Source organism: Bradyrhizobium sp. 142, assembly GCF_023074015.1.
Taxonomy (GTDB): Bacteria; Pseudomonadota; Alphaproteobacteria; order Rhizobiales; family Xanthobacteraceae; genus Bradyrhizobium.
In genome coordinates this window covers 40,620-63,502 of record NZ_JADPKQ010000454.1, presented here as the reverse complement: position 1 = coordinate 63,502, position 22,883 = coordinate 40,620, and the positions used below count along the sequence as shown (strand labels likewise).

17 protein-coding genes are annotated in these 22,883 nt (G+C 65.3%); 9 read left to right on the top strand and 8 right to left on the bottom strand.

Going from position 1 to position 22,883, the window contains the following annotated elements:
* Positions 1-405: 405 nt before the first annotated feature.
* On the bottom strand, positions 406-2,514 hold the full coding sequence (gene recG / locus IVA82_RS41715) for an ATP-dependent DNA helicase RecG (RefSeq protein WP_247389219.1): 2,109 nt from the start codon (positions 2,512-2,514) through the stop codon (positions 406-408).
* A 219-nt stretch (positions 2,515-2,733) separates the two neighbouring features.
* Between recG and IVA82_RS41710 the strand changes: the two genes are divergently transcribed.
* Together IVA82_RS41710 and mfd are read left to right on the top strand one after the other, a co-directional pair.
* Entirely contained in the window at positions 2,734-3,024 is a 291-nt protein-coding gene (locus IVA82_RS41710; protein ID WP_247389220.1) for a succinate dehydrogenase assembly factor 2, read from the top strand.
* Positions 3,021-6,539 carry a transcription-repair coupling factor gene (gene mfd / locus IVA82_RS41705; protein ID WP_247389221.1) on the top strand — a complete coding sequence of 1,173 codons (3,519 nt, stop codon included), beginning with the start codon at positions 3,021-3,023 and terminating at the stop codon, positions 6,537-6,539. The genes IVA82_RS41710 and mfd overlap by 4 nt, the downstream gene beginning before the upstream one ends.
* A gap of 131 nt (positions 6,540-6,670) precedes the next feature.
* Here the strand turns inward: mfd and IVA82_RS41700 are convergent, their stop codons facing one another.
* From IVA82_RS41700 to IVA82_RS41690, 3 genes are all read right to left on the bottom strand, one after another.
* Entirely contained in the window at positions 6,671-7,894 is a 1,224-nt protein-coding gene (locus tag IVA82_RS41700; RefSeq protein WP_247389222.1) for a GGDEF domain-containing protein, read from the bottom strand.
* Positions 7,895-7,978: 84 nt separating this feature from the next.
* The gene (locus tag IVA82_RS41695) at positions 7,979-9,478 is read right to left on the bottom strand and encodes a class I adenylate-forming enzyme family protein (RefSeq protein ID WP_247389223.1); all 1,500 of its coding nucleotides are present in this window, start codon (positions 9,476-9,478) and stop codon (positions 7,979-7,981) included.
* 4 nt (positions 9,479-9,482) lie between these two features.
* Entirely contained in the window at positions 9,483-11,330 is a 1,848-nt protein-coding gene (locus IVA82_RS41690) for an extracellular solute-binding protein (RefSeq protein WP_247389243.1), read from the bottom strand.
* Positions 11,331-11,590: 260 nt separating this feature from the next.
* Here IVA82_RS41690 and IVA82_RS41685 point away from each other — a divergent pair, with 260 nt between their 5' ends.
* Positions 11,591-12,409 carry an invasion associated locus B family protein gene (locus IVA82_RS41685; protein ID WP_247389224.1) on the top strand — a complete coding sequence of 273 codons (819 nt, stop codon included), beginning with the start codon at positions 11,591-11,593 and terminating at the stop codon, positions 12,407-12,409.
* Between the two features lie 77 nt (positions 12,410-12,486).
* Here IVA82_RS41685 and hspQ read toward each other — a convergent pair whose 3' ends face one another.
* Positions 12,487-12,819: a heat shock protein HspQ gene (hspQ, locus tag IVA82_RS41680; protein ID WP_148741532.1), complete on the bottom strand. Its 333-nt coding sequence runs from the start codon at positions 12,817-12,819 to the stop codon at positions 12,487-12,489.
* Between the two features lie 106 nt (positions 12,820-12,925).
* Here hspQ and IVA82_RS41675 point away from each other — a divergent pair, with 106 nt between their 5' ends.
* Positions 12,926-13,879 carry an AEC family transporter gene (locus tag IVA82_RS41675; RefSeq protein ID WP_247389225.1) on the top strand — a complete coding sequence of 318 codons (954 nt, stop codon included), beginning with the start codon at positions 12,926-12,928 and terminating at the stop codon, positions 13,877-13,879.
* Positions 13,880-14,058: 179 nt separating this feature from the next.
* Here IVA82_RS41675 and IVA82_RS41670 read toward each other — a convergent pair whose 3' ends face one another.
* Positions 14,059-15,243 (bottom strand): UbiH/UbiF family hydroxylase, encoded by a 1,185-nt coding sequence (locus tag IVA82_RS41670; RefSeq protein WP_247389226.1) that lies wholly within the window; start codon positions 15,241-15,243, stop codon positions 14,059-14,061.
* A gap of 86 nt (positions 15,244-15,329) precedes the next feature.
* Between IVA82_RS41670 and pcsA the strand changes: the two genes are divergently transcribed.
* The 3 genes from pcsA to IVA82_RS41655 all read left to right on the top strand — a co-directional run bounded on the left by pcsA (position 15,330) and on the right by IVA82_RS41655 (position 17,886).
* A complete protein-coding gene (pcsA, locus tag IVA82_RS41665; RefSeq protein WP_247389227.1) occupies positions 15,330-16,097 on the top strand; it encodes a phosphatidylcholine synthase in 768 nt (255 codons plus the stop codon).
* Positions 16,094-16,819 (top strand): TerC family protein, encoded by a 726-nt coding sequence (locus IVA82_RS41660; RefSeq protein WP_247389228.1) that lies wholly within the window; start codon positions 16,094-16,096, stop codon positions 16,817-16,819. Before pcsA ends, IVA82_RS41660 begins: the two co-directional genes overlap by 4 nt.
* Positions 16,820-16,911: 92 nt before the next feature.
* On the top strand, positions 16,912-17,886 hold the full coding sequence (locus IVA82_RS41655; protein ID WP_247389229.1) for a quinone oxidoreductase: 975 nt from the start codon (positions 16,912-16,914) through the stop codon (positions 17,884-17,886).
* 109 nt (positions 17,887-17,995) lie between these two features.
* On the opposite strand, the gene IVA82_RS41650 is transcribed toward IVA82_RS41655, so the two are convergent.
* Together IVA82_RS41650 and rimO are read right to left on the bottom strand one after the other, a co-directional pair.
* Positions 17,996-19,192 (bottom strand): acetylornithine transaminase, encoded by a 1,197-nt coding sequence (locus IVA82_RS41650; protein WP_247493882.1) that lies wholly within the window; start codon positions 19,190-19,192, stop codon positions 17,996-17,998.
* Positions 19,193-19,427: 235 nt separating this feature from the next.
* Positions 19,428-20,753 carry a 30S ribosomal protein S12 methylthiotransferase RimO gene (gene rimO / locus IVA82_RS41645; RefSeq protein WP_247389231.1) on the bottom strand — a complete coding sequence of 442 codons (1,326 nt, stop codon included), beginning with the start codon at positions 20,751-20,753 and terminating at the stop codon, positions 19,428-19,430.
* 108 nt (positions 20,754-20,861) lie between these two features.
* Here rimO and IVA82_RS41640 point away from each other — a divergent pair, with 108 nt between their 5' ends.
* Positions 20,862-21,452 (top strand): ANTAR domain-containing protein, encoded by a 591-nt coding sequence (locus tag IVA82_RS41640; protein WP_148741541.1) that lies wholly within the window; start codon positions 20,862-20,864, stop codon positions 21,450-21,452.
* A complete protein-coding gene (locus tag IVA82_RS41635; protein WP_247389232.1) occupies positions 21,449-22,612 on the top strand; it encodes a CmpA/NrtA family ABC transporter substrate-binding protein in 1,164 nt (387 codons plus the stop codon). Before IVA82_RS41640 ends, IVA82_RS41635 begins: the two co-directional genes overlap by 4 nt.
* Positions 22,613-22,883: the final 271 nt, after the last annotated feature.

Below are 22,883 nucleotides of genomic sequence, written 5' to 3'. Positions count from 1 at the left end.
TCGAACAGGGTAAATGGCTGCGGCAGGTCGTCACCGGCTACTTCAACGACCATGCGGTGCCGACCAACAGTCGGGCGCTCAGCGCCTTCCGCTTCTTCGTCATCGAACTCTGGAGACGCACGCTCCGGCGCCGCAGCCAGACCGATGGCATGAGGTGGGAGACGATCAGTCGCCTCGCCTGTGACTGCCTCCCCAGGCCCAACATCCGTCATCCTTGGCCGCGAGCACGCTTCGCCGTCACTCACCCGAGGTGGGAGCCGTATGCGGGAAAGCCGCACGTACGGATCTGTGCGGGGGCGCTCAGCAATGAGCGTCCCTACCGCGACCGCTGCGCTCGCAATGACGGGGAGGAGACGGCGCGAATCCATCCGTCACGATCTTTGCGGCAGCAGCGCCCGGCTACGCCTAACCCGCCCCGATCAGCGGGATAGCCTCGTCGCGTTCATACAAATACAGCAGGCATCTTAACGCTTCACCGCGCTGGCTTTTCAGCTTCGGATCGTCCTTCATGATGCGCAGCGCCTCGTCGCGGGCCTGGGTGATCAGCTGGGCATGCACCTCCGAGCGCGCGATGCGGTAGCCGGGCAGGCCGCTCTGGCGCACGCCGAGCACGTCGCCTTCGCCGCGCAGCTTCAAATCCTCCTCGGCGATGCGAAAGCCGTCGGTGGTCTCGCGGATCACTTTCAGCCGCGCCTTCGACATCTCGCCGAGTGGCTCGGAGTAGAGCAGCAGGCAGGTGGATGCTTCCGAGCCGCGCCCGATGCGGCCGCGCAATTGGTGGAGTTGGGCGAGCCCAAAGCGCTCGGCGTTCTCGATCACCATGATGGTCGCGGCCGGCACGTCGACGCCGACCTCGACCACGGTGGTCGCGACCAACAGCCCGATCTCGTGGGCGGCGAACTGGCCCATCACGCGGTCCTTTTCCGCGCCCTTCATCTGGCCGTGGACCAGGCCGACGCGCTCGCCGAAATGCCTTTGCAAGCTTTCAAAGCGCTTTGTCGCATTGGTGAGGTGCTCGGTGCCTTCGGCCTCGGATTCTTCGACTAGTGGGCAGATCCAGTAAACGAGTTTGTCCGCCTGCAACGCGCGGCCGATGCTGTCCGTGACCTCGCCGAGACGGCTCATCGAGATGGTGCGGGTTTCAATCGGCTGGCGGCCAGCCGGCTTCTCCCGTAGCTCGCTGATGTCCATGTCGCCGAAATAAGTCAGCACCAGCGTGCGCGGGATCGGCGTTGCGCTCAGCACCAGCACGTCGACGGCTTCGCCTTTCGAAGTCAGGGCCAGCCGTTCGCGCACGCCAAAACGGTGCTGCTCGTCGACGATGGCGAGCGCAAGGTCGTTGAAAATCACGTCGTCCTGGATCAGGGCGTGGGTGCCGACGAGCAGGTCGATCTCGCCCCCGGCGAGCCGGGCGAGGATCTCGCGCCGCTCCTTGCCCTTTTCGCGGCCGGTGAGGATCGCGACCCGTATCCCGGCGCGTTCGGCCAGCGGCGCGATGGTCTTGATGTGCTGGCGCGCCAGGATTTCGGTCGGCGCCATCAGGGCCGCCTGCTTGCCGACCTCGGTGACGGCGGCGGCAGCGAGCAGTGCCACCACGGTCTTGCCGGAGCCGACGTCGCCCTGAAGCAGGCGCAGCATGCGCACGGGCTGTTGAAGGTCGCTTGCGATTGCCGCCGCCGCGTCGCGCTGGGAGGATGTCAGCGCATAGGGCAGGACGTCGATGATCTTGTTGCGAAGATGCCCGTCGCCGGCATTGCGCACGCCGGCAGGCCGGCGCAACTGGGCGCGGATCAGGGCGAGCGCGAGCTGTCCGGCCAGCAATTCGTCGAACGCGAGCCGCGACCAAAAGCGTTGATCAGGCAAAATATCCGTGAGCTCGACCGGTTGGTGCACGCGGGTGAGTGCCTCGGCGATCGGCGGAAAATTGCAACGGCGCAGCACCTCCGGGCTGATCCACTCCGGCAGGGCCGGCAGCTTTTGCAGCGCCTGTGCGACCGCGCGGCGGAGCGAGCCCAGCGCCAGCCCTTGCGTCAGCGGATAGACCGGATCGATGCCCGAGAGCTTCGCGATGGCCTCTTCGTCGAGCACGCGGTCGGGATGCACGATCTGCGGGATGCCGTCGTACATCTGCAGGGTGCCGGAGACGAAGCGCTTCTCGCCGATCGGCAGCAGCTTCTCGACGTAGCCGGGCTTGGCGCGGAAGAAGGTCAGCACGACGTCGCCGGTGTCGTCGCTGGCGTAGACCAGATAGGGCGCGCGCGCATTGCGCGGTGGCGGCGGCCGGTGGCGGTCGACGGTGACCTCCAGCGTCACCATGGTTCCCTGGACGGCGTCGCGGATCTTCGGCCGTGCCCGGCGATCGATGACCTGGCTCGGCAGATGCAGCAGCAAATCGACCAGCCGCGGTGTCTCATCGCGGCTGAGCAGGTAGCGCAGCAGCTTGTCCTGCTTCGGACCGACGCCGGGCAGGGTGGTCACGGCAGCAAACAGCGGGTTGAGCAGGCTCGGGCGCATCAGGCGAATCTAAGGTCGTTTCCGCCCGTCATGCCCGGCTTTATGCCGGGCATCCACGTCTTTTTTCGTGGCTCCGGCGCGGGCGGCGGCCCATGAGGAACGAAGACAGGAAACGTGGGCCAGAACTGCCGCAACAAAAGGCTGACACCGGCGGTCCGAGTGGCTATATCACCCCGGCCCGGCACGTCCGGGCTTTTCGCGTTTAACTGGAAACGAGACATGACGGGAACGACACGATCGAGCAACGGGCTGGACGATCGCCGCAAGCGGCTTCTGTTCCGCTGCTGGCATCGCGGCACGCGCGAGATGGACCTGATCCTCGGCCGCTTCGCGGACGCCGAGATCGGCAATTTGTCCGATGACGAGCTGACGCAGCTCGAAGGGCTGCTCGACGTCAACGATCCCGATCTCTATGCCGCCGTCACCGGCGACAAGGTGCTGCCGGCTGATGTCGCCGGCGCGCTGTTTGACCGCATCAAGGCGTTTCCGATCGCGGACGTCAACGTATGAAACAGCCGTCGAAGTCGCCGGCCGAGCTGCTCACGCCGGGCCGCGCGCTGACGCTTGCCAACGTCGCCGAGGGCGCCGAAGGCCTCGTCATCTCCGATCTCGCGCGCGCCATCGCCGCCCGGCCGAAGAAGCCCGCGGTCAGCCTCGCTGTCGTCTGCCGCGATGGGCCGAGGATGCAGCAGCTCGAACGCGCGCTGCAATTCTTCGCGCCCGATCTGCCGGTGCTCCAGTTCCCGGCGTGGGACTGTCAGCCCTATGACCGCGTCTCGCCCCATGGCGGGATTCTCGCCCAGCGCCTGACCACGCTGGCGCGGCTCGCCTCCCTCACCGGCAGCGACAAGCCGCTGATCGTGCTGACGACGGTGAACGCCGTCGTGCAGCGCGTGCCCTCGCGCGATCTCGTCGCGGCGCAGGCGCTGTCGGTCGCGCCCGGCAATGTCGTGCCGATGGACACCATCGTCGCCTGGCTCGAGCACAACGGCTACAACCGCTCCTCTACCGTGCGCGAGCCCGGCGAATATGCCGTGCGCGGCGGCATCCTCGATTTGTTTCCTGCAGGCCTCGACCAGCCGGTGCGTTTCGACTTCTTCGGCGACAGCCTGGAATCGATCCGCTCATTCGATGCCGAGACCCAGCGCACGATGCTTGATATGCGCTCGCTCGACCTCGTGCCGGTCTCAGAATTCCAGCTCGTCACCGACACTATCCGCCGCTTCCGAATGGGCTATGTCGCGGAGTTCGGCGCGCCCGAGCGCGACGATGCGCTCTACGAGGCGGTCAGCGGGGGCCGCCGCCATCCCGGCATGGAGCACTGGCTGCCGCTGTTCCAGGACCGGATGGACACGCTGTTCGATTATCTGCAAGGCGCAGCCGTTGCCATCGAGCCGCAGGCCGAGGACGCAGTGCGCGAGCGCTTCAAGCAGATCCTCGACTACTACCAGGCCCGCCGCGATGCGATGGAGCATCCGGGCGGCGGTGCCATCTACAAGCCGCTGCCGCCGGACCGGCTCTACCTGACCGAAGAGGAGTGGAGCAAACGGCTTGCCGACGTTCCTCTGGCGCGGCTCACGCAGTTTTCGGTGCCGGCCGATGGCACCACGGTTGTCGATGCCGGCGCGCGCAAGGGCCGCGACTTCGCGCCGGAGCGCAACGATACCAAGGTCAACGTGTTCGAGGCGGTGGTCGCGCATGTGCATGGACTGCTGTCCAGCCGGAAGAAGGTGGTCATCGTGCTCTGGACCGAGGGCTCGCGCGACCGCATGATTTCGATGCTGCGCGACCACAAGCTTACCCCTGTGACCAGCGTCAACAGCTGGCGCACGGTGCAGGCGACCCCGCGCAACGAGACCATGCTTGCCGTGCTCGGCCTCGAAAGTGGCTTTGAGACCGACGAGATTGCGCTCATCAGCGAGCAGGACATCCTTGGCGACCGCCTGGTACGGCCGCGCAAGGCCAGCCGCAAGCTCGACAATTTCATCTCGGAGATCACGAGCCTCGCGGCCGGGGACATCGTCGTCCACGTCGATCACGGCATCGGCCGCTTCATTGGGCTGCAGACGCTCGACGTCGCCGGGGCGCCGCATGATTGCCTCGAGCTGCATTATGCCGCCGAGACCAAGCTGTTTTTGCCCGTCGAGAACATCGAGCTGCTGTCGCGCTACGGCTCCGACCAGACCACGGTCGAGCTCGACCGCCTCGGTGGCTCAGGCTGGCAGACCCGCAAGGCGAAACTTAAGAACCGCATCCGCGAGATCGCGGGCGAACTGATCAAGATCGCCGCCGAACGCCATTTGCACGAAGCGCCAAAGCTGCCGGTGCAGCCGGGCGTCTATGACGAATTCTGCGCGCGCTTCCCCTATGACGAGACCGAGGACCAGCTGGGAGCGATCGAGTCTACGCTGAAGGATCTCGAAAAGGGCCGCCCGATGGACCGGCTGATCTGCGGCGACGTCGGCTTCGGCAAGACCGAGGTGGCGTTGCGCGCGGCATTTGCGGTGGCGCTCGAAGGCAAGCAGGTCGCGGTCGTGGTGCCGACCACGCTGCTCGCGCGCCAGCACTACAGGACGTTTACCGAGCGCTTCAAAGGCTTTCCCGTGCAGGTCGCGCAGGCCTCGCGCCTGGTCCCCACCAAGCAGCTCAATGAGGTCAAGAAGGGCATCGCCGATGGCGCGGTCGACATCGTTGTGGGTACCCACGCACTGCTCGGCAAGGCGATCAAGTTCCGCGATCTCGGCCTGCTCATCGTCGACGAAGAACAGCACTTTGGCGTCAGCCACAAGGAGCGGCTGAAGGCACTCCGTGCCGAGGTGCATGTGCTGACGCTGTCGGCGACGCCGATCCCGCGCACCCTGCAACTGGCGCTGACCGGCGTGCGCGAACTCTCGATCATTGCCTCGCCTCCGGTCGATCGCCTTGCAGTGCGCACCTTCGTAGCCCCGCATGATCTCCTGATGATCCGCGAGGCGCTGCTGCGCGAGCGCTATCGCGGCGGCCAGGCGTTCTACGTGGTGCCACGCATCGACGACCTCGCCGAGGTCAAGGATTTCCTCGACAAGAACGTGCCGGAGATGAAGGTCGCGGTCGCGCACGGCCAGATGCCGCCCGCCGTGATCGAGGACATCATGACGGCGTTCTACGACGGCAAGTTCGACATCCTGCTCTCGACCACCATCGTGGAATCCGGCCTCGACATTCCCAACGCCAACACGCTGATCGTGCACCGCGCCGACATGTTCGGCCTCGCCCAGCTCTACCAGCTCCGCGGCCGCGTTGGCCGCTCCAAGCTGCGCGCCTATGCGCTGTTCACGCTGCCGACACAGCAGAAGATTACCGCGCAGGCCGAGCGCCGGCTCACCGTGCTGCAATCGCTGGAAACGCTGGGCGCCGGCTTCCAGCTCGCCTCGCACGACCTCGACATCCGCGGCGCGGGCAACATCCTGGGCGAGCAGCAGTCCGGCCACATCAAGGAGGTCGGCTTCGAGCTTTACCAGTCGATGCTGGAAGAGGCGATCGTCAACCTCAAGGCCGGCGTCTCCGAGCCTGCCGCCGACCGCTGGTCGCCCACGATCACGATCGGCATGCCCGTGCTGATTCCGGAGGACTATGTCAGCGACCTCTCGGTGCGGCTGTCGCTCTACCGGCGCCTCGCCGATCTCGACAGCGAGGAGGAGATCGAGAACTTTGGTGCCGAGATGCGCGATCGTTTCGGTGTGCTGCCGGACGAGGTTCGCTACCTGTTCAAGGTCGCCGCGATCAAGGCGTTCTGCCGCCAGGCCAATGTCGGGAAGATCGATGCCGGTCCGAAGGGCGCCGTCATCGCCTTCCGCGACAACTCCTTTTCCCATCCCGATCGCCTGGTCACGTTCATCCGCAGCCACGGTCAGGCCGCGAAGGTGCGGCCCGACATGAAGGTGGTGTTCTTCCAGGACTGGGAGACCCCCGAAGAGCGGCTGGCCGGCACCACCGAGATCATGCGCCAGCTGGCGCAACTCGCGCAGAGCAAGAAGGCGGCGTAGGGGCGGCCTGTCACCTCACCTTCGTTATTGCGAGCGAACGAAGCAATCCAGAATCTATCCGCGAGACACAGTCTGGACTGTTTCGCTTTGCTCACAATGACGGGCGATTGTTGCGGCAGCGCGCGAGAAAACTACGACGCCGCGCGCGGTGCCTCGGCGGACAACCGCCCGAGCAGTGACCGCGCCGTATCCGACGGCGACAGCGAATCCACGCTGACGACGGGATCGCTGCGCATCTCGTGCTTGCCGTTCGAGGTGTGCCGCATCACTGCGGAGAGGCGGCGGGCGATCATGTGCGCGGTGCGGAAGTCGGTTTCCGCGAACACGACGATCACCGAGCCGTCCTTCTGCGCGGCGCCGAAATCCATCTGCCGCATCAACCGGCTCAGGATCCGGGCGGCATCCAACTGAGCGCGCGGATTGCCGGGATCGAAGGCGAAGCGCGCCACAGACAGGCCACCGCCGCGGGCGAGCGTCTGCTCCACCGCTCTTGCCAAATCACGGGCGAACGCTTCCGGCGTGAGCAGGCCGCTGCGCGGGTCAAGCAAGCCGCCGGCGTCGATCGAGCGCAGCGTGCGGCTCAGTTGCGCTTCCATGGCGTGCTGGCGGATCAAGGGCAGCGCATTGGCGGCGACTTTCGCCGCCTCGCCAGGGATCAGCTCGAGATTGGGCATGTCGTAGGTCTGCGTGAGCTGGTGCGCGGTGAGGATCACGGGCAGGCTGCGGAAGCGGGTGTCCTCGGCGAGCACCGTGAGAAAGGCGTCAGCGACGCGCGGGGTAAATCCTTCGGCAAGCACGACGCCGTCGATGTGGCGGGTATTGAGATGCTTTGCCGCAGCCTCGATCGAGAGCGCGCCGATGACGCCGACGCGTTCGCCAAGCGCGACGGAGAACGCGGGATAGGCCGCGCCGCGACCGATCAGAAGCACGGTGGCATCGCGCGCGGGATCGGCCTCCGGCAGCGCGACTTTCACTTCCGGCAGCCGGCGCAGCACCGTTGCATGCAGGGTCCGCACGCGGAGTGCAGCGCGGAGCCGCGCGACCAGGCGGTCCGGATTGCCGCCTTGCGAAGAGAAGGGCAGGGCGTTGTGGGGCAGCCTACCTTGCGGGTCCAGCGCGACCAGCGGCAGGTACAGCGATTGGTCGGCGATCTCTTTCGCGAGCGCGGCGATATGCGGCTCGTGTCCGCCGCGCATCGCGGCGAGAACCGCGGCCGGCTGCATCTCCTGGACGGCGCGCGCAGCGCTGGCCCAATCGCTGTCGACGAGGGGAAAGAGCCGCGCCTCGTCCAGCGCCGCAATGAAGGCCGGCCGCTCGGCATCAGACACAAACAGGATCGGACCGGCTTGGGACATCGCAAACTCTGATCGCGCAATCGATGCTGCGCAATCTAGTTTGGCCGCCTTAATGCAGCGTCAACGCATCTGCCGAAACTGCGCTCAAGCCGGCCCGGAACGGTCGCGAAAAGCCTCGACCATCAGGGGGTTAAGACCGAGTTCGCTGAGCGCCTCGCGAGCGCGGGCATTGTCCTGGGCCCGGCCAGCCAGCCGGTGACCAGAGAGCCGGTCGGGCAGGGCGGTCAGCAGCGCGCCCTGGCCGAGCCGGCGCGCCCATTCCTGGAGATCGTTGGAGAGGAAGCGGTAGCCGCCAACGGCCATGATGCCGGAGGGCGGCGCGGTGATGCAGATCGCACCGGTGGGACGGTCGATCCGCGCGGCATAGCCGGTGTCGACATAGTCGCGCGGCGGCTGGGCCGTCAGGGTGTCGACGGGCTGCGGCGGGGCGTAGGCTGCGATCGGCACCATCGGCCCGCGCAGGCCGAGCGTGCCCTTCGGCGTCAGCAGGATCTCGCCGCCGATCGGGGAGCCCGACTGCTCGCGCGGTGCGCCGTGCGGCCCGGGCATCACCGCCACCGGCATGCCATCCTTGCCGCGCCGGGCGCCGAACAATCCGGCCTCGCCGAACAGATAGACGTCCGTAAGCGGCGCATGCGGTGCGATCCAGGCTTCGCTCGCCGCCACCTGCTCGGGCGCGCGCCACAGGCCGATGATGTTGCGCAAGGTCGGCATCCGCGCGGCGAGATCGGAATCGCCGAGCCGCAGGGCGAGCTGCGCGGGCGCAATCAGCACCTGGCACTCATGCTCGTTGATCTGCTGCTCCAGCACGTCGATCTCGAAGGGATGATGCAGCGCCAGTGTGCCGCCGCAGAGCAGCCACACCGCAAGCGAGGACGCGAGGCCCGCGAACGACATCGGCGCGAACGCGGTCATCACCGTCGCACCCTGCTTGATGTCCGCTTCCAGCGACATCGCAAGGCCGCCGGCGATCAGGCTGAAATGCGGCCGCGGCACCGGGCGAAAGCCCTCCGCGGTGACGTCGAACGAGATCATCGCCGCCTTGCGGCCGTCCTGGATCACGGCCCGAGTGGTCCCGGGCGGGCGCGCCATCACCTCGTCGAGCGAGGCCATGCCTTCGGGCAGGTCGGTGCCGAAGCCGCAGACATGGCGGATCGAGAAGGCCTCGGCCGCGGCGTGCATGGCGAGGTCGGAATAGTTGACGCCGTCGACCTTGCTCATGGTGACGATGGCGCGCGCCGCGGTGCGGTTCAGCGCAGCGGTTAGTTCCGCATGGCGCCAGAGCAGCGGCAGCACGGCGACCACGAGGCCGGCGCGATGGGCGGCGAGCACCGTGAGCACGAACTCGACCGTGTTGGGCAGCTGGATCGCGATGACCGAATTGGCCGGCAGGCCCGATTCGACGAAATACGCCGACAGCGCTTCGATGGCGGTGTCGGCCTCTGCATAGGTTAGCCGCCGTGGCTGATGGCCGGTCACGCGGGCCTTGTTGAGGGGATCAAGCAGGGCCAAAGCGTGGGGCTGCCGGGACAGCGTGCGCTGGAACAGCGTGTCGAGCGTCGGCGATACGGCTGGCTGGTTCACGGCGTCACTTCGCTTGACTGGCTTTAGGCTCACCCTTCGACCACCAGCTCTCCGGAAGGTAGCCGGACAGCGCGGTTGCCTTTGGCCGTTCTATCCGATTCCAGCGCGCGATCCATTGCTCCGATACGTTAAACAGGGGGATTGTGTAGAAGCCGGCGATCAAAGCCCTGTCGAGCGCCCGCACCGCCGAGACGAAGTCCGTATGATCACGGGCCTCGAGCAGGGCTGCGATCATGGCATCGACCGCCGGATCTTTGGCGCCCATGTAGTTGCGGGTGCCCGGATTGTCGGCGGCGGCGCTGCCCCAGTAGAAATATTGCTCATTGCCGGGCGACAGCGATTGGTCCCAGCGGTTCTGGATCATGTCGAATTCGTAGGCGAGCCGGCGCTGGTCGAACTGCACTGGATCGACCGAGCGCACGGTCGGCGCGATGCCGGCCCGCTTGAGATCGCGCTGGAAGGCGAGCGCGATGCGTTCCTGATCGCGGGTCGTCACCAAAATCTCGAAAGTGAAGGGGGCCTTGGTGGCGCGGTTGCGCAGCACGGTGCCGTCGAGATCGTAGCCGGCTTCGGACAGAAGTTTCAGCGCGGCGCGGAGCGTCGTTCGGTCGCGCCCCGAGCCGTCGGTCATCGGCAGACGGTAGCTGCCGTCCAGGATGTCGGGCGGGATCTGCGCTGCAAAGGGCCGTAGCAGTTCGCGCTCGCGCGCATCGGCAGGATGGCCATAGGCCGACAGGTCCGAGCCGGCGAAATAGCCGGCCACGCGCGAATAAAGCCCGAAGAAGTAGTTGCGATTGATGAGCTCGAAGTCGAACAAGAGCGTCAGCGCCTGGCGCACGCGGATGTCGGCGAAGATCGAACGCCTTGTGTTGAACACCAGGAATTCCGAGGGCTGCGGCATGCCCGGCTTGATGGTGTCGCGGATCACCTCGCCGCTTTTCGCCGCAGGAAAATCGTAGCCATCGTGCCAGCGGAGCGGCTCGTTCTCGACGCGGAAATCATAGAGGCCGCGCTTGAAGGCTTCGAATTGGCCGTTGGCCTCGCGAAAATAGTCGAGCCGGATCTCGTCGAAATTATAGAGCCCGCGATTGATCGGCAGGTCGCGGCCCCAATAGTCGGGATTGCGAGTTAATGTCACGCTGGCGCCGGGCCTCACCGCCGTCACGCGATAAGGACCCGAGCCGATCGGGCCCGCCAGCGTCGTCTCCTCGAAGGTTGCGACATCGACCGCGTGCTTCGGCAGGATCGGCATCAAGCCGAGGATCAGCGGCAACTCCCGGTCGTTGGCGCCGGTGAGGTCGAAGCGAACGGTGAGGGGATCGAGCGCCTCGAGCTTGGTGACCTTGGAATAATACTGCCGGTGGTTCGGGCGGCCGTGGTCGCGCAGGAGCTGCCAGGAGAACAGCACGTCCTCGGCGCGCACCGGCTTGCCGTCGGAGAAGCGGGCGCGGGTATCGAGGCGGAAGGTGACGAAGGTCCGCTCGTCGTCGGTCTCGACCGATTTGGCGAGCAGGCCATAGAGCGTGAACGGCTCGTCATTGCCGCGCGCCAGCAGGCTCTCGACCACGTAGCTCCGGATCTGCTGCACGGCCAGTCCCTTGACGATGAACGGATTCAGGCTGTCAAAGGTGCCGAGCATGCCCCAGGTCAGCCGCCCGCCCTTGGGCGCGTCTGGATTAACGTAGGGCATGTGGGTGAAATCGGCAGGAAGCGCCGGCTTGCCGTGCATGGCGATGGCATGGGCTTCCCCGGCCTGCGCCCCGCTGGCCGACAGCGCCACGGCCAGGCCAAACGTGAAGACAAACGCGAGGCGGACGCCGGGGCCCTCGAAAAGGCGCTGGAACATGAACATCGGCACACGTTGATTCGAGGAGCGGCGGGACTGAATCCTATCACAGGGAATTTCACGGAGGTCAGGCCCGGATGCGGTCAAAGATGGTTGTCGGCATTGATCTTTTCGTCGGCCACGCTATGAAGGCGGGCAATCGCGCAAGTACGCCGAGCCCGTCACTTAACCGCCTCAATTGACGGGGAGAGAGCCGCGCCCAAGGCGGCCAGGTTCGGCGCTTCGGAGCGGTTCGGGCACTTCCCGTTCAGAAAGGGTTTTCCGCAATGAATTTACGTTACTTGGCCGCGTCCGTCCGGCCGCGCGGGCGACTTCTCGCCCTGTTGACGGCGACGGCGTTGGCCGTTCCTTTTGCCGCTGAGGCGCAGACCCCAGCGCCGGCCCCCGGCGCGCCCAAGGCGGCTCCGGCGCCGAAAGCCGCACCGAAGGCTGCCCCCAAGGCTCCGGCGCCCGCCCAGATGCCCCAGGCTCAGCAGGCCCCCGCTCAAGGCGCTCCGGCGCAGCAGGGCGCGGCTCAGCCGGCGGATCAGCAGATCCAGCTGATCTACGCCCCCTGGACCAAGTTCTGCCTCAAGGGCCAGGACGCCAACGCCAAGCAGGTCTGCTTCACCGGCAAGGACGGCCGCATCGAATCGGGTCAGCCGGTCATCGCGGCTGTGATCATCGAGCCGGAAGGCGAGCCCAAGAAGATCCTGCGCGTGACGCTGCCGCTCGGCATGCAGCTCGTGCACGGCACCCGTATCATCGTCGACAGCAATGCGCCGCTGCAGAGCCCCTATGTGATCTGCTTCCAGAACGGCTGCATGTCGGACTACGAGGCGACGCCCGAGCTTCTCGCCAACATGAAGAAGGGCCAGAACCTCGTGGTGCAGGCGATCAACGCCAACGGCGCACCGCTGACCTTGCCGCTGCCGCTCGCCGGCGAATTCCAGAAGGCCTATGACGGTCCGCCGACCGACCCGAAGGTGTTCGAGGAGACCCAGAAGAAGCTCCAGGAAGAGCTTCAGAAGAAGGCCGACGAGCAGCGCAAGAAGCTCGAGCAGCAGAATGGTGCGCCTGGCGCACCTCCGACCGCTCAGAAGTAATCGGGACCAAATCCCGGACGTGAAAAAGGCGCTCGGTTCGAGCGCCTTTTTTCTGACCCGTTGTGTCGCGGCGAAGATCAGTTCAGTGAGGGATTGCGCGGGCGATATCCGCCGCCCTTGTCCTTGATGAAGATCTCGGCGACCTGGGAATGACGGATCGGCTCGCCGGATTCGTCCGGCAGCAGGTTCTGCTCGGAGACATAGGCAACGTATTCCGACTCAGCGTTCTCTGCGAGCAGGTGATAGAACGGCTGATCCTTGTGGGGCCGCGCCTCCTCGGGGATCGACAGCCACCATTCCTCGGTGTTGTTGAATTCCGGATCGATGTCGAAGATCACGCCCCGGAACGAGAAGATCCGGTGGCGCACGACCTGTCCGATCTGGAATTTGGCGGTCCGCGCTTTAATCATTCCCCGTCGATAGACCAGGATTGTGGCCGATGCTAGTGGCCTGAATTGGAATTAACCTTCGCTTAAGGGGCGGATAGCCCCCAGGTCCTCAGAAAACACTTCATCAATGGTCGATATCCTCAATCTGGCCCTACCTTATTTTGGCCTGATCTTCGTCGGTTTTGCCTGCGGCAAGGTCAAGTCGTTGCCGGAATCGGGCCTGGCCTGGATGAACTTCTTCCTGCTCTACGTGTCGCTGCCGGCGCTGCTGTTTGCGATCATGTCGAAGACGCCGTTTTCGGAGCTGAACAACCCGCCGTTCCTGGTTGCGACCACGCTGTCGACGGTTGCGGCGTTCACCCTCGCGCTCGTCCTCGGCAAGGTTCTCGGCCGGCTGTCGCTGCGCGAGGCGACGCTCGCCGGCCTGTCCGGCGGCTACGGCAATATCGGCTACATGGGACCGGGGCTGGCGCTTGCCGTGCTCGGAGCGAAGGCCTCGGCCCCCACGGCACTGATCTTCTGCTGCGACAGCATCTTCCTGTTCACGATCGTGCCGCTCCTGATCGAGCTTTCCGACCGCGACCATCCCTCGCTGGTGCACGCCTTCGGCGTCGTGCTGAAGCAGATCGTGCTCAACCCGCTGATCATGTCGGCCTGCTTTGGCGCGGCGGTCGCGGCGCTGCATATCGAGTTGCCGGTCGCGCTCGACCGCACCATCACCTTCCTCCAGAACGCGGCGGCTCCGACCGCGCTGTTCGTGCTCGGCGTGACGGTGGCGCTGCGCCCGTTCGATCGCGTGCCCTGGGAAGTGCCGGGCGTGATCGCGGTCAAGCTCCTGATCCATCCACTCATGGCGTTCGGCCTGATGCTGGCATTCGGCCCGTTCGCGCAGCCTTGGGCCGCGACCGCGGTGCTGATGGCCTCGCTGCCGCCGGCGCTGAACGTGTTCGTGATCGCCCGGCAGAACGATGCCTGGATCGAATCCGCCTCCGTCGCCGTGCTGCTCGGGACTTTTGCGTCCGTCGTCACGCTGACGAGCGTGATGTGGTTGCTCCAGAGCGGCCGACTGGCATTTCCCTGAGGGGCGGCGGGATGCTCACCTCTCCCCAGCGGGGAGAGGTCGGATTGCGCAGCAATCCGGGTGAGGGGCGCAGCACACGACGAGACCGTAAGCCCTCACCTGGATCGCATCTTCGATGCGATCCGACCTCTCCCTACGGGAGAGGTGTTCGAACACTCCGGCCGATAGCTAGTTCGCGACTACCGCCGCCAGGTCGGCGTCAGCCCCTCGCGCATGGCGAAGCGCCGCAGCGGGCCGATGGCGCCGAGCAGGTGCATGCCGATGGCGCGGACCGGCTGAAGCGGCAGGAAATCGTTGAGCAGCGAGCGGTTGGCGATATCGATCGCAAACGTCCGGCTCAAAATGTCGGGCCGCCGCGCCCGGTCGTAGCGCTTGAGCACCTCGGGGGACCCGGGATCGCTACCGACGGCGACGGCTTCGCCCGCGAGCCTGGCAATGTCGGCGGCATCCCGCAGGCCGAGATTGAGGCCCTGCGCGCCGATCGGAGGAACCACATGAGCGGCTTCGCCAACCAGCGCGATACGGTCGCGGGCGAAGGATTTGGGTCGCTCGATGGCGAGAGGGAACAGGTGGCGTCCGGGCTCGACCGTCATGCGTCCCAAAATGGAATGCGACTGCTTCTCGATCGCGGCGGACAGTTCCGCGTCGCTCAAGCCGCGCAGCCGTTCGGCCTCCGCTGGCGCCGCGACCCAGACGATGCTGGAGCGATCGCCGGGCAGGGGTACGAACACGCAGGGACCGTGCGGCGTGTGGAATTCGGTCGAGACGTTGCGATGCGGCCGCGCGTGGCCGACGCTGAAGGTCAGTGCAGTCTGCGCCAGGTCGCGCCGCGTCACCGCAATGCCGGCAGCCTCGCGGCACGGCGAATGGCGGCCGTCCGCGCCGACCACCAGCCGGGCCGAGAGGAATTGTGCGGACGCCGTGCGGATCGCGACGTCGTCGGCTTCGATCACGACGGCCTGGGCCTCGTCGTCGAAACGGACGAGGTTGGGAAATTCAGCCGCGCGTGCTTCCAGCGCCAGCATCAGCGAGCGGTTGTCGATGTTGTAGCCGAAGGCGTCGAGAGCGATTTCGTGACAGGAGAACCGTACCTCCGGCGCCCGGAACAGCCGCCCGGTGTCGTCGACAAGGCGCATGACTTCGAGCGCGGCGGCCTTGTCCTTGCAGCGCGGCCAGACGTCGAGCGTCTCCAGCAGCTCGACGGAGGCGCCAAGCAGCGCGGTGGTGCGGTTGTCGGCATAGGGCAGGCGCCGCGCCACCAGCGCGGTCCGGGCGCCGGCTTGCGCCAGTGCGACGGCCGCCGCAAGGCCGGCTGGTCCGCCGCCGATCACGGCTGCGTCAAAGAGCGTTGATGCGTCTGTCATGGAACGACAATTGACACGCTCCACGGCAAATTCAAGCCCGCTGATTTTGCCTGATTTTATGACGAATTGTGCGACCGAGCGCCGCAATGGCGGATGTGCAAACCGGTGTCATTCTGATAGCAGGAGCCATGGACAGCCAAGAGGATTCCCTGAAGCCGACGCCTGCGATCCGCGCCGCGGCCTTCTCGGTGCATATCTTCACCGCTTTCGGCGCGGCGATCGCGCTGCTGGCGATGCTGGAGGCTGTGCGCGAGCACTGGGCGGCGATGTTTCAATGGCTGGGCGTGGCGCTGATCATCGATGCGATCGACGGTCCGATCGCGCGCCGGCTCGACGTCAAGAACGTGCAGCCGAACTGGTCGGGCGAGGTGCTCGATCTCGTGGTCGACTTCGTCACCTATGTCTTCGTGCCGGCCTACGCCATCGTCGCGAGCGGTCTGCTGCTGCCGGTCGCAGCTCCCTTGCTCGGCGTCGCCATCATCGTCACCAGTGCACTTTATTTCGCCGATCTGCGCATGAAGGCGGCCGACAATCATTTTCGCGGTTTCCCGGCGCTGTGGAATGCGGCAGCGTTCTACCTGTTCCTGCTGCACTGGCCGCCATTGCTGTCGACGCTGCTGGTCGCAGCGCTGGTGGTGCTGACCTTCGTGCCGTTCCACGTGCTGCATCCGCTGCGCGTGGTGCGGCTGCGCTGGCTGACGATGTCGCTGATCGCAATCTGGGCGCTGCTCGCGATCTACGCGCTGAAGATGGACTTTCACGTCGGCACGGCCGTCACCGTGGCGCTCTGCGCGATCGCACTCTGGATCGTCTTCAGCGACGCATTGATCCGGCTCGTAAGATCCTTCGCATGATGCATCTGCTCACCAGCCCCGAAGCCTGGGCCGCGCTGCTCACCTTGACGTCGCTCGAGATCGTGCTCGGAATCGACAACGTCATCTTCCTGTCGGTGATTGTCTCGCGCATTCCCGAGAAGCAGGCAAATCGCGCCCGCCAGATCGGGCTGGCGCTGGCGCTGGTCTTCCGCATCATCCTGCTTAGCGTGCTGGTCTGGCTGATCGGCCTGACCGCGCCGGTGTTTTCGTTCGGCGGTTACGACTTCTCCTGGCGCGATCTCATCCTGATCGGCGGCGGCCTGTTCCTGATCGCGAAAGCGACCCACGAGATCCATGCCGAGGTCGACGCGGACGATGAGGACGGCGAGGGCGCCCCCGGCCGCAACGCCTTCTTCTGGGTGATCGTCCAGATCATCGTCATCGACATCGTGTTCTCGCTGGATTCGATCATCACCGCGATCGGCATGGCGCAGGATATCGAGATCATGATCGCGGCCGTCGTGATCGCCTGCCTGATTATGTACATCTCCTCGGGACCGGTGTCGCGATTCGTTGCGGAACATCCGACCACGAAGATGCTGGCGCTGGCGTTTCTGGTGCTGATCGGGGTCGCGCTGGTCGCGGACGGATTCCAATTCCACATTCCGCGCGGCTACATCTATTTCGCGATTGCGTTCTCGGCGGCGGTCGAGTTCTTCAACGTGCTGGCGAAGCGCAACCGCAGGAAAGCCGCCAAATAGTTCGGTTCCTCCGTTCAGTGCCGGCATCGAGTTGACAAGGCGGGCGCGATGTCTTTCGCTCATCAGCGAAAAGACCGAGAGGAGGTCAAACGATGACCAAAGCCGTCCGTGTGCACAAGGTCGGAGGTCCTGAGGCCCTGGTCTATGAGAGCGTCGATGTGCCTGCGCCTGCTACCGGCGAGGTGCGCATCCGCCAGCATGCGGTCGGGCTGAACTTCATGGACGTCTATTATCGCACCGGGCTCTACAAGGCGCCGGGGCTGCCTTTCATCGCCGGCAACGAAGCCGCGGGCGAGGTCGTCGCGGTCGGACCGGGCGTCACGAATTTTCATCCCGGCGACCGCGTCGCCTACTACCACAATCTCGGCGCCTATGCGGGCGAGCGCAACATTCCCTGGGAGCGGCTGGTCAAGCTGCCCGACCACATCACCTACGAGCAGGGCGCCGTGCTGATGCTCAAGGGGCTCACGGTCTGGTATCTCCTGCACAAGACCTTCAAGGTCGAGCCGCATCACCGCGTGCTGATCCACGCCGCGGCTGGCGGCATCGGCCTGCTTGCCTGCCAGTGGGCGAGGGCGATGGGCGCCCATGTGATCGGCACGGTCGGCTCGCGCGAGAAGGCCGAGCTCGCCGAGGCCAATGGCTGCGATCACGTTATCCTCTACAACGAGGAAGACTTTGTCGCACGCGTCAAACAGATCAGCCGCAACGAGGGCTGCGACGTCGTCTATGACGGTGTCGGTAAGTCGACGTTTCCGGGCTCGCTGTCCTGCCTGAAGCCGCGCGGCATGTTCGTCTCCTTCGGCAATGCCTCTGGGCCCGTGCCGCCGTTCTCGATCGCCGAGCTCAACAATCACGGCTCGCTGTTTGCGACACGGCCGAAGCTCAACGACTACATCGGCAAGCGCTCGGAGCTTCTAGAAGGCGCCGACACGCTGTTCGCCGCCGTCATCAACGGCAAGCTGCACGTGCCGATCAACCACGCCTACGCGCTGAAGGACGCCGCCAAGGCGCATATCGATCTCGAAAGCCGCAAGACCACGGGCGCGTCGATTTTGAAGCCGTAGGCAAGGGTCGTCATGCCCGGGCTTGTCCCGGGCATCCACGTTCTCCGTGCTGTGCCTCAAGGCGTGGATGGCCGGAACAAGTCCGGCCATGACGGCGGGTATGGAGCGTCTACGCCACGCGCCTTGCCGCCCCGGCCTTCGTCAATATCCCGTCGAGACAATCGATCATTTCGGCGATCTCCGCCTTCGTGACGTTCAGCGCCGGCATGAAGCGCAGCGCGTCGACTTGCGGTGCGTTCAGCAGCACGCCGGCCTCGAACGCCTGCGCGACGATGCCGGGCGCGATCGGCAGTTTGAGGTCGAGCGCCAGCAACAGGCCGCGGCCGCGCACCTCGCCGAGGCCGTGCCTTGCCGAAACCCTCTGCAACTCGCTTTCGAGTAGCAGGCCGGTCTCGGCGACCGACTTGAGGAAGTCGGGCTGGCTGACCTCCTCCAGCACCGCGAGCCCCGCCGCACACATAATCGGGTTGCCGTTGAACGTACCGCCCTGATCGCCGTGCTCGAAGCAGGCCGCGCGTTCGGTCGCGAGCAAGGCCGCAAGCGGCACGCCGCCGCCGATGCCCTTGCCGAGCGTCATGATGTCGGGCGCGATGCCAGCGTGCTCGTAGTGGAACAGCTTGCCGGTCCGGCCCATGCCGGTCTGGATCTCGTCGAAGATCAAGAGCAGACCGTGCGCCTCGGTGAGCGCGCGCAGCTCCTGCAGGAACTGATCGGTCGCGGGCCACACGCCGGACTCGCCCTGGATCGGCTCGAGTATCACAGCGACAGTGTTGCTGTTGATCAGCTTTTCGACCGAGGCAATGTCGTTGAGATTCGCCTTCTTGAAGCCCGCAACCTTCGGCTCGAACAGTGGTTCGAAAGCCTTCTTGCCCGAGGCCGACATCGTCGCCAGCGTGCGGCCGTGAAAGCCGCCTTCGAAGCTGATGATCTCGAACGCGCCGTTCTTGTGCAGGGTGCCATATTTGCGCGCGAGCTTGATCGCGCCCTCGTTGGCCTCTGCGCCGGAGTTCGCAAAGAACACCTGGTCGAAGGCGCTGTTTGCGACCAGCGCCTGCGCCAACTTGAGGCTCGGCTCGTTGTAGAAGGCCGGGCTCGGTGTCAACAGCCGCTTGGCCTGCGCGGCAAGCGCGTCCGCGATCGCCGGCGGCGAGTGGCCGAGACAGTTCACGGCCCAGCCCTGCACGAAATCGAGATAGCGCTTGCGGCTGTCGTCCCAGACGTAGGAGCCGGCGCCGCGGACGAACACGGTCTTGGGCCGTGCGGTGATGTCCATCAGCGCGTCATACGCATGGGTGGCGTCGGTCATGTCGAACTCCTCTGGAGGCGGGTGGAAAGGGCGCGCGAAAAGCAGAAAGGCCGCACTTTGCGGGTGCGGCCTTCTCGAAAACTCTGCTGATGTCAGTGCTTCAGCGGCGTCGTCGGACATGGCGCAACCCATCATCGTCGCGGAAGCGACGACGCATGGCTTGGCGCAGGTGGGTCCGGGAGCTGATCATGGGGCGCGGCAATACAGGTGAATGGCAGGACTTGTCAAGCAGGCGTTAGAATCCCGCGACGCTGGCGTGCAGGTCATATTGGTCGGCGCGCTCGATCTTCGCTGTGACGATCTCGCCGACGCGCAACGGGCGGCGGCTTGTTAGGTAAACGGCGCCGTCGATCTCGGGCGCATCGGCTTTCGAACGGCCCTTTGCGACGGTCGGGCCGACCTCGTCGATGATGATCTGCTGGCGCGTGCCGACCTTGCGCTTCAGCCGCCGCGCTGAGATCTTCTGCTGGCGGGCCATCAGTGCGTTGTAGCGCTCCTGCTTGATCTCTTCCGGTACCGGATTTTCGATCGCGTTCGACGTGGCGCCGGCGACCGGTTCGTATTTGAAGCAGCCGAGACGGTCGATCTCGGCTTCATCCAGCCAGTCTAGCAAATAGGCGAAATCGGCATCGGTCTCGCCGGGGAAGCCGACAATGAAGGTCGAGCGCAATGCGAGATCTGGACATTGCTCGCGCCAGCGCTTGATCCGCGCCAGCGTCTTGTCCTGCGCCGCCGGGCGCTTCATCGCCTTCAGCACATCGGGACTCGCATGCTGGAACGGGATGTCGAGATAGGGCAGCACTTTGCCCTCGTTCATCAGCGCGATGACCTCGTCGACGTGCGGGTAGGGATAGACATATTGCAGCCGGACCCAGGCCCCAAGCTCACCGAGCTCGCGCGCAAGGTCGAGGAATTTGGCGCGGACCTGGCGGTCCTTCCACGGGCTCTCGGCATATTTCAGATCGACGCCGTAGGCCGAGGTGTCCTGCGAGATCACCAGCAGCTCCTTGACGCCGGCGCCGACCAGGCGCTCGGCCTCGCGCAGCACGTCGCCAGCCGGACGCGAGACGAGATCGCCGCGCAGCTTCGGGATGATGCAGAAGGTGCAGCGGTTGTTGCAGCCCTCGGAAATCTTCAAATAGGCGTAGTGGCGCGGCGTCAGCTTGATGCCCTGCGGCGGCACCAAATCGACATGCGGATTGTGGGCCGGCGGCAGCGCGCGGTGCACGGCGTCCAGCACGCTCTCATATTGCTGCGGGCCGGTGATCGAGAGCACGCCGGGATAGGCCTGCTCGATCTGCTCGGGTTCCGCGCCCATGCAGCCGGTCACGATCACCTTGCCGTTCTCGGCCATGGCCTCGCCGATCGCCGAGAGCGATTCCTGCTTGGCGCTGTCAAGGAAGCCACAGGTGTTAACGATGACGATGTCGGCGCCGTCATGCTTGCGAGCGAGCTCGTAGCCTTCGGCGCGCAGGCGCGTGATGATGCGCTCTGAATCCACCAATGCCTTGGGACACCCGAGCGACACGAAGCTGACCTTGGGCGCAGCCGTCTGATCCATATCTAATCTGCCTGATTGACGGCCTGAGCTAGTCCCAATTGCCCATAATTACAACCCTTTGCATGGCCCGCGGGCGTGCTATGGATGAATCGCCGTGGTGAGTGAGCAATGAGCGCTGAACAGTCGCCCAAAATCGTGATCGTTGACGAAAGCCCGATCCGGGCTGCGATCCTCGAGGAAGGGTTGCGGGAATCCGGGTTCACGCAGGTCGTCCATATCCGCGAAATGCAGAGCCTGCTCGCCCGTATTTACGCGGTGGATCCCGATATCATCCTGATCGATCTTGAAAACCCAAGCCGCGACGTGCTCGAAGCGATGTTCCAGGTCAGCCGCGCCGTGAAGCGGCCGATCGCGATGTTCGTGGACCAGAGCGACTCGGCCTCGATCCAGGCATCCGTCGAGGCCGGGGTGTCCGCCTACATCGTCGACGGGCTGAAGAAAGAGCGCATCAAGCCGATCCTCGACCTCTGCGTGTCGCGTTTCAACGCTTTCGCCAAGCTCCAGGAGGAACTGGAGCGTACCAAGTCGCAGCTCGAGGACCGCAAGATCATCGAACGCGCCAAGGGCATTTTGATGAAGGTGAAAGGCCTCACCGAGGACGAGGCCTATGTGCTGCTGCGCTCGACCGCGATGCGCGAGAAGAAGAAAATCGGTGAGATCGCCCAGTCGATCATCACCGCGTCGGAGATGCTGAAATGACCGCTGCCCTCCGCATAGGGTTCATCCCGCTGGTCGATGCCGCCGCCCTGATCGTCGCCGTGGACAAGGGCTTTGCCGCCGCCGAAGGGCTCGAGGTCGAGCTGGTGCGCGAGGTTTCCTGGTCCAACGTCCGCGACAAGCTCAATATCGGCCTGTTCGACGCCGCGCATCTGCTCGCGCCGGTCGCGATCGCGTCCTCGCTCGGGCTCGGCCACGTCAAGGTTCCGATCGCCGCGCCCTTCAACCTCGGTATCAACGGCAATGCGATCACGGTGTCGCCGACGCTGCATGCGGCGCTGATGGAAGAGATCGACGGCGACCGCTTCGATCCGCTGGCCACCGCGAAGGCGCTGGCAAAGGTGGTCGCCAAGCGGCGCAAGGCGGGGGCTGATCCGCTGACCTTCGGCATGACCTTTCCGTTTTCGACCCACAATTACCAGTTGCGGTTCTGGATGGCGGCCGCCGGCGTCGATCCGGACGAGGATGTTCGCCTCGTCGTGCTGCCGCCGCCCTACATGGTCGACAGCCTCGCCAACGGCCAGGTCGATGCGTTCTGCGTCGGCGCGCCCTGGAATTCGGTCGCGGTCGATCTCGGCATCGGCCACATCCTGCATTTCGTCTCCGACATTCTCGACCGTGCGGCGGAGAAGGTGCTCGCGGTTCGCCAGGTCTGGGCTGACAGCCATCCAGATGTGGTCGCGGCATTGGTGCGGGCGGCGGTGAAGGGCGCGGCGTTCATTGAGCAGCCTTCGAACCTGGCCGAGGCGGCGCGAATTCTGGCGCAGCCGGAGCGGATCGGCGTCGACGCCGAGGTGATCCAGCGCACGCTTGACGGGCGCCTAAAGATATCGCCCGACGGTACCTTCCGCGAAAGCGGCCGCTACCTTCTGGTCGGACGCGAAGGGGCAGGGCGCCCGGATCCGGTCCAGGCGGCCTGGCTCTATGCGCAGATGGTGCGCTGGGGCCAGACGACGCTGACGCCCGACGGCGTCAAGACGGCCATGGCCGTGTTCAGGCCGGATCTTTACGACGCGGCCCTCGGCCAGCGGCCGCCTGCGGAGGCCCCCGCGGCATTCGGGGCGTTCGCCGGCCCCGCCTTCGATCCCGACAACATTCGAGGGCATCTTGAGGCCTTCGAGGTGGGCCGCTGGAAGGCCTGATTCGGGCCTGCACTGTTTTTGGGCGCGCAGGATCATCGTCTAAATTTTGAGCTGGCTGCTCGAATTTCGTGAGGGTTCCCCAACCGGGGATCTCGCGTGACCTCTCTAATTACCTGAAATTTCGAAAGTTTCCATTTCGTCAAAGCTGGCACGCAACTTGAATGTTGCACTGCGGCCAGCCTGTCACAGATGCCTGCTGAGCCAAGTCCCGCAGCAACGAAGCTGACCGGACCGTTGGGTGCAGAGCCGGCTTTCGAGCCAGCGGAGCTCC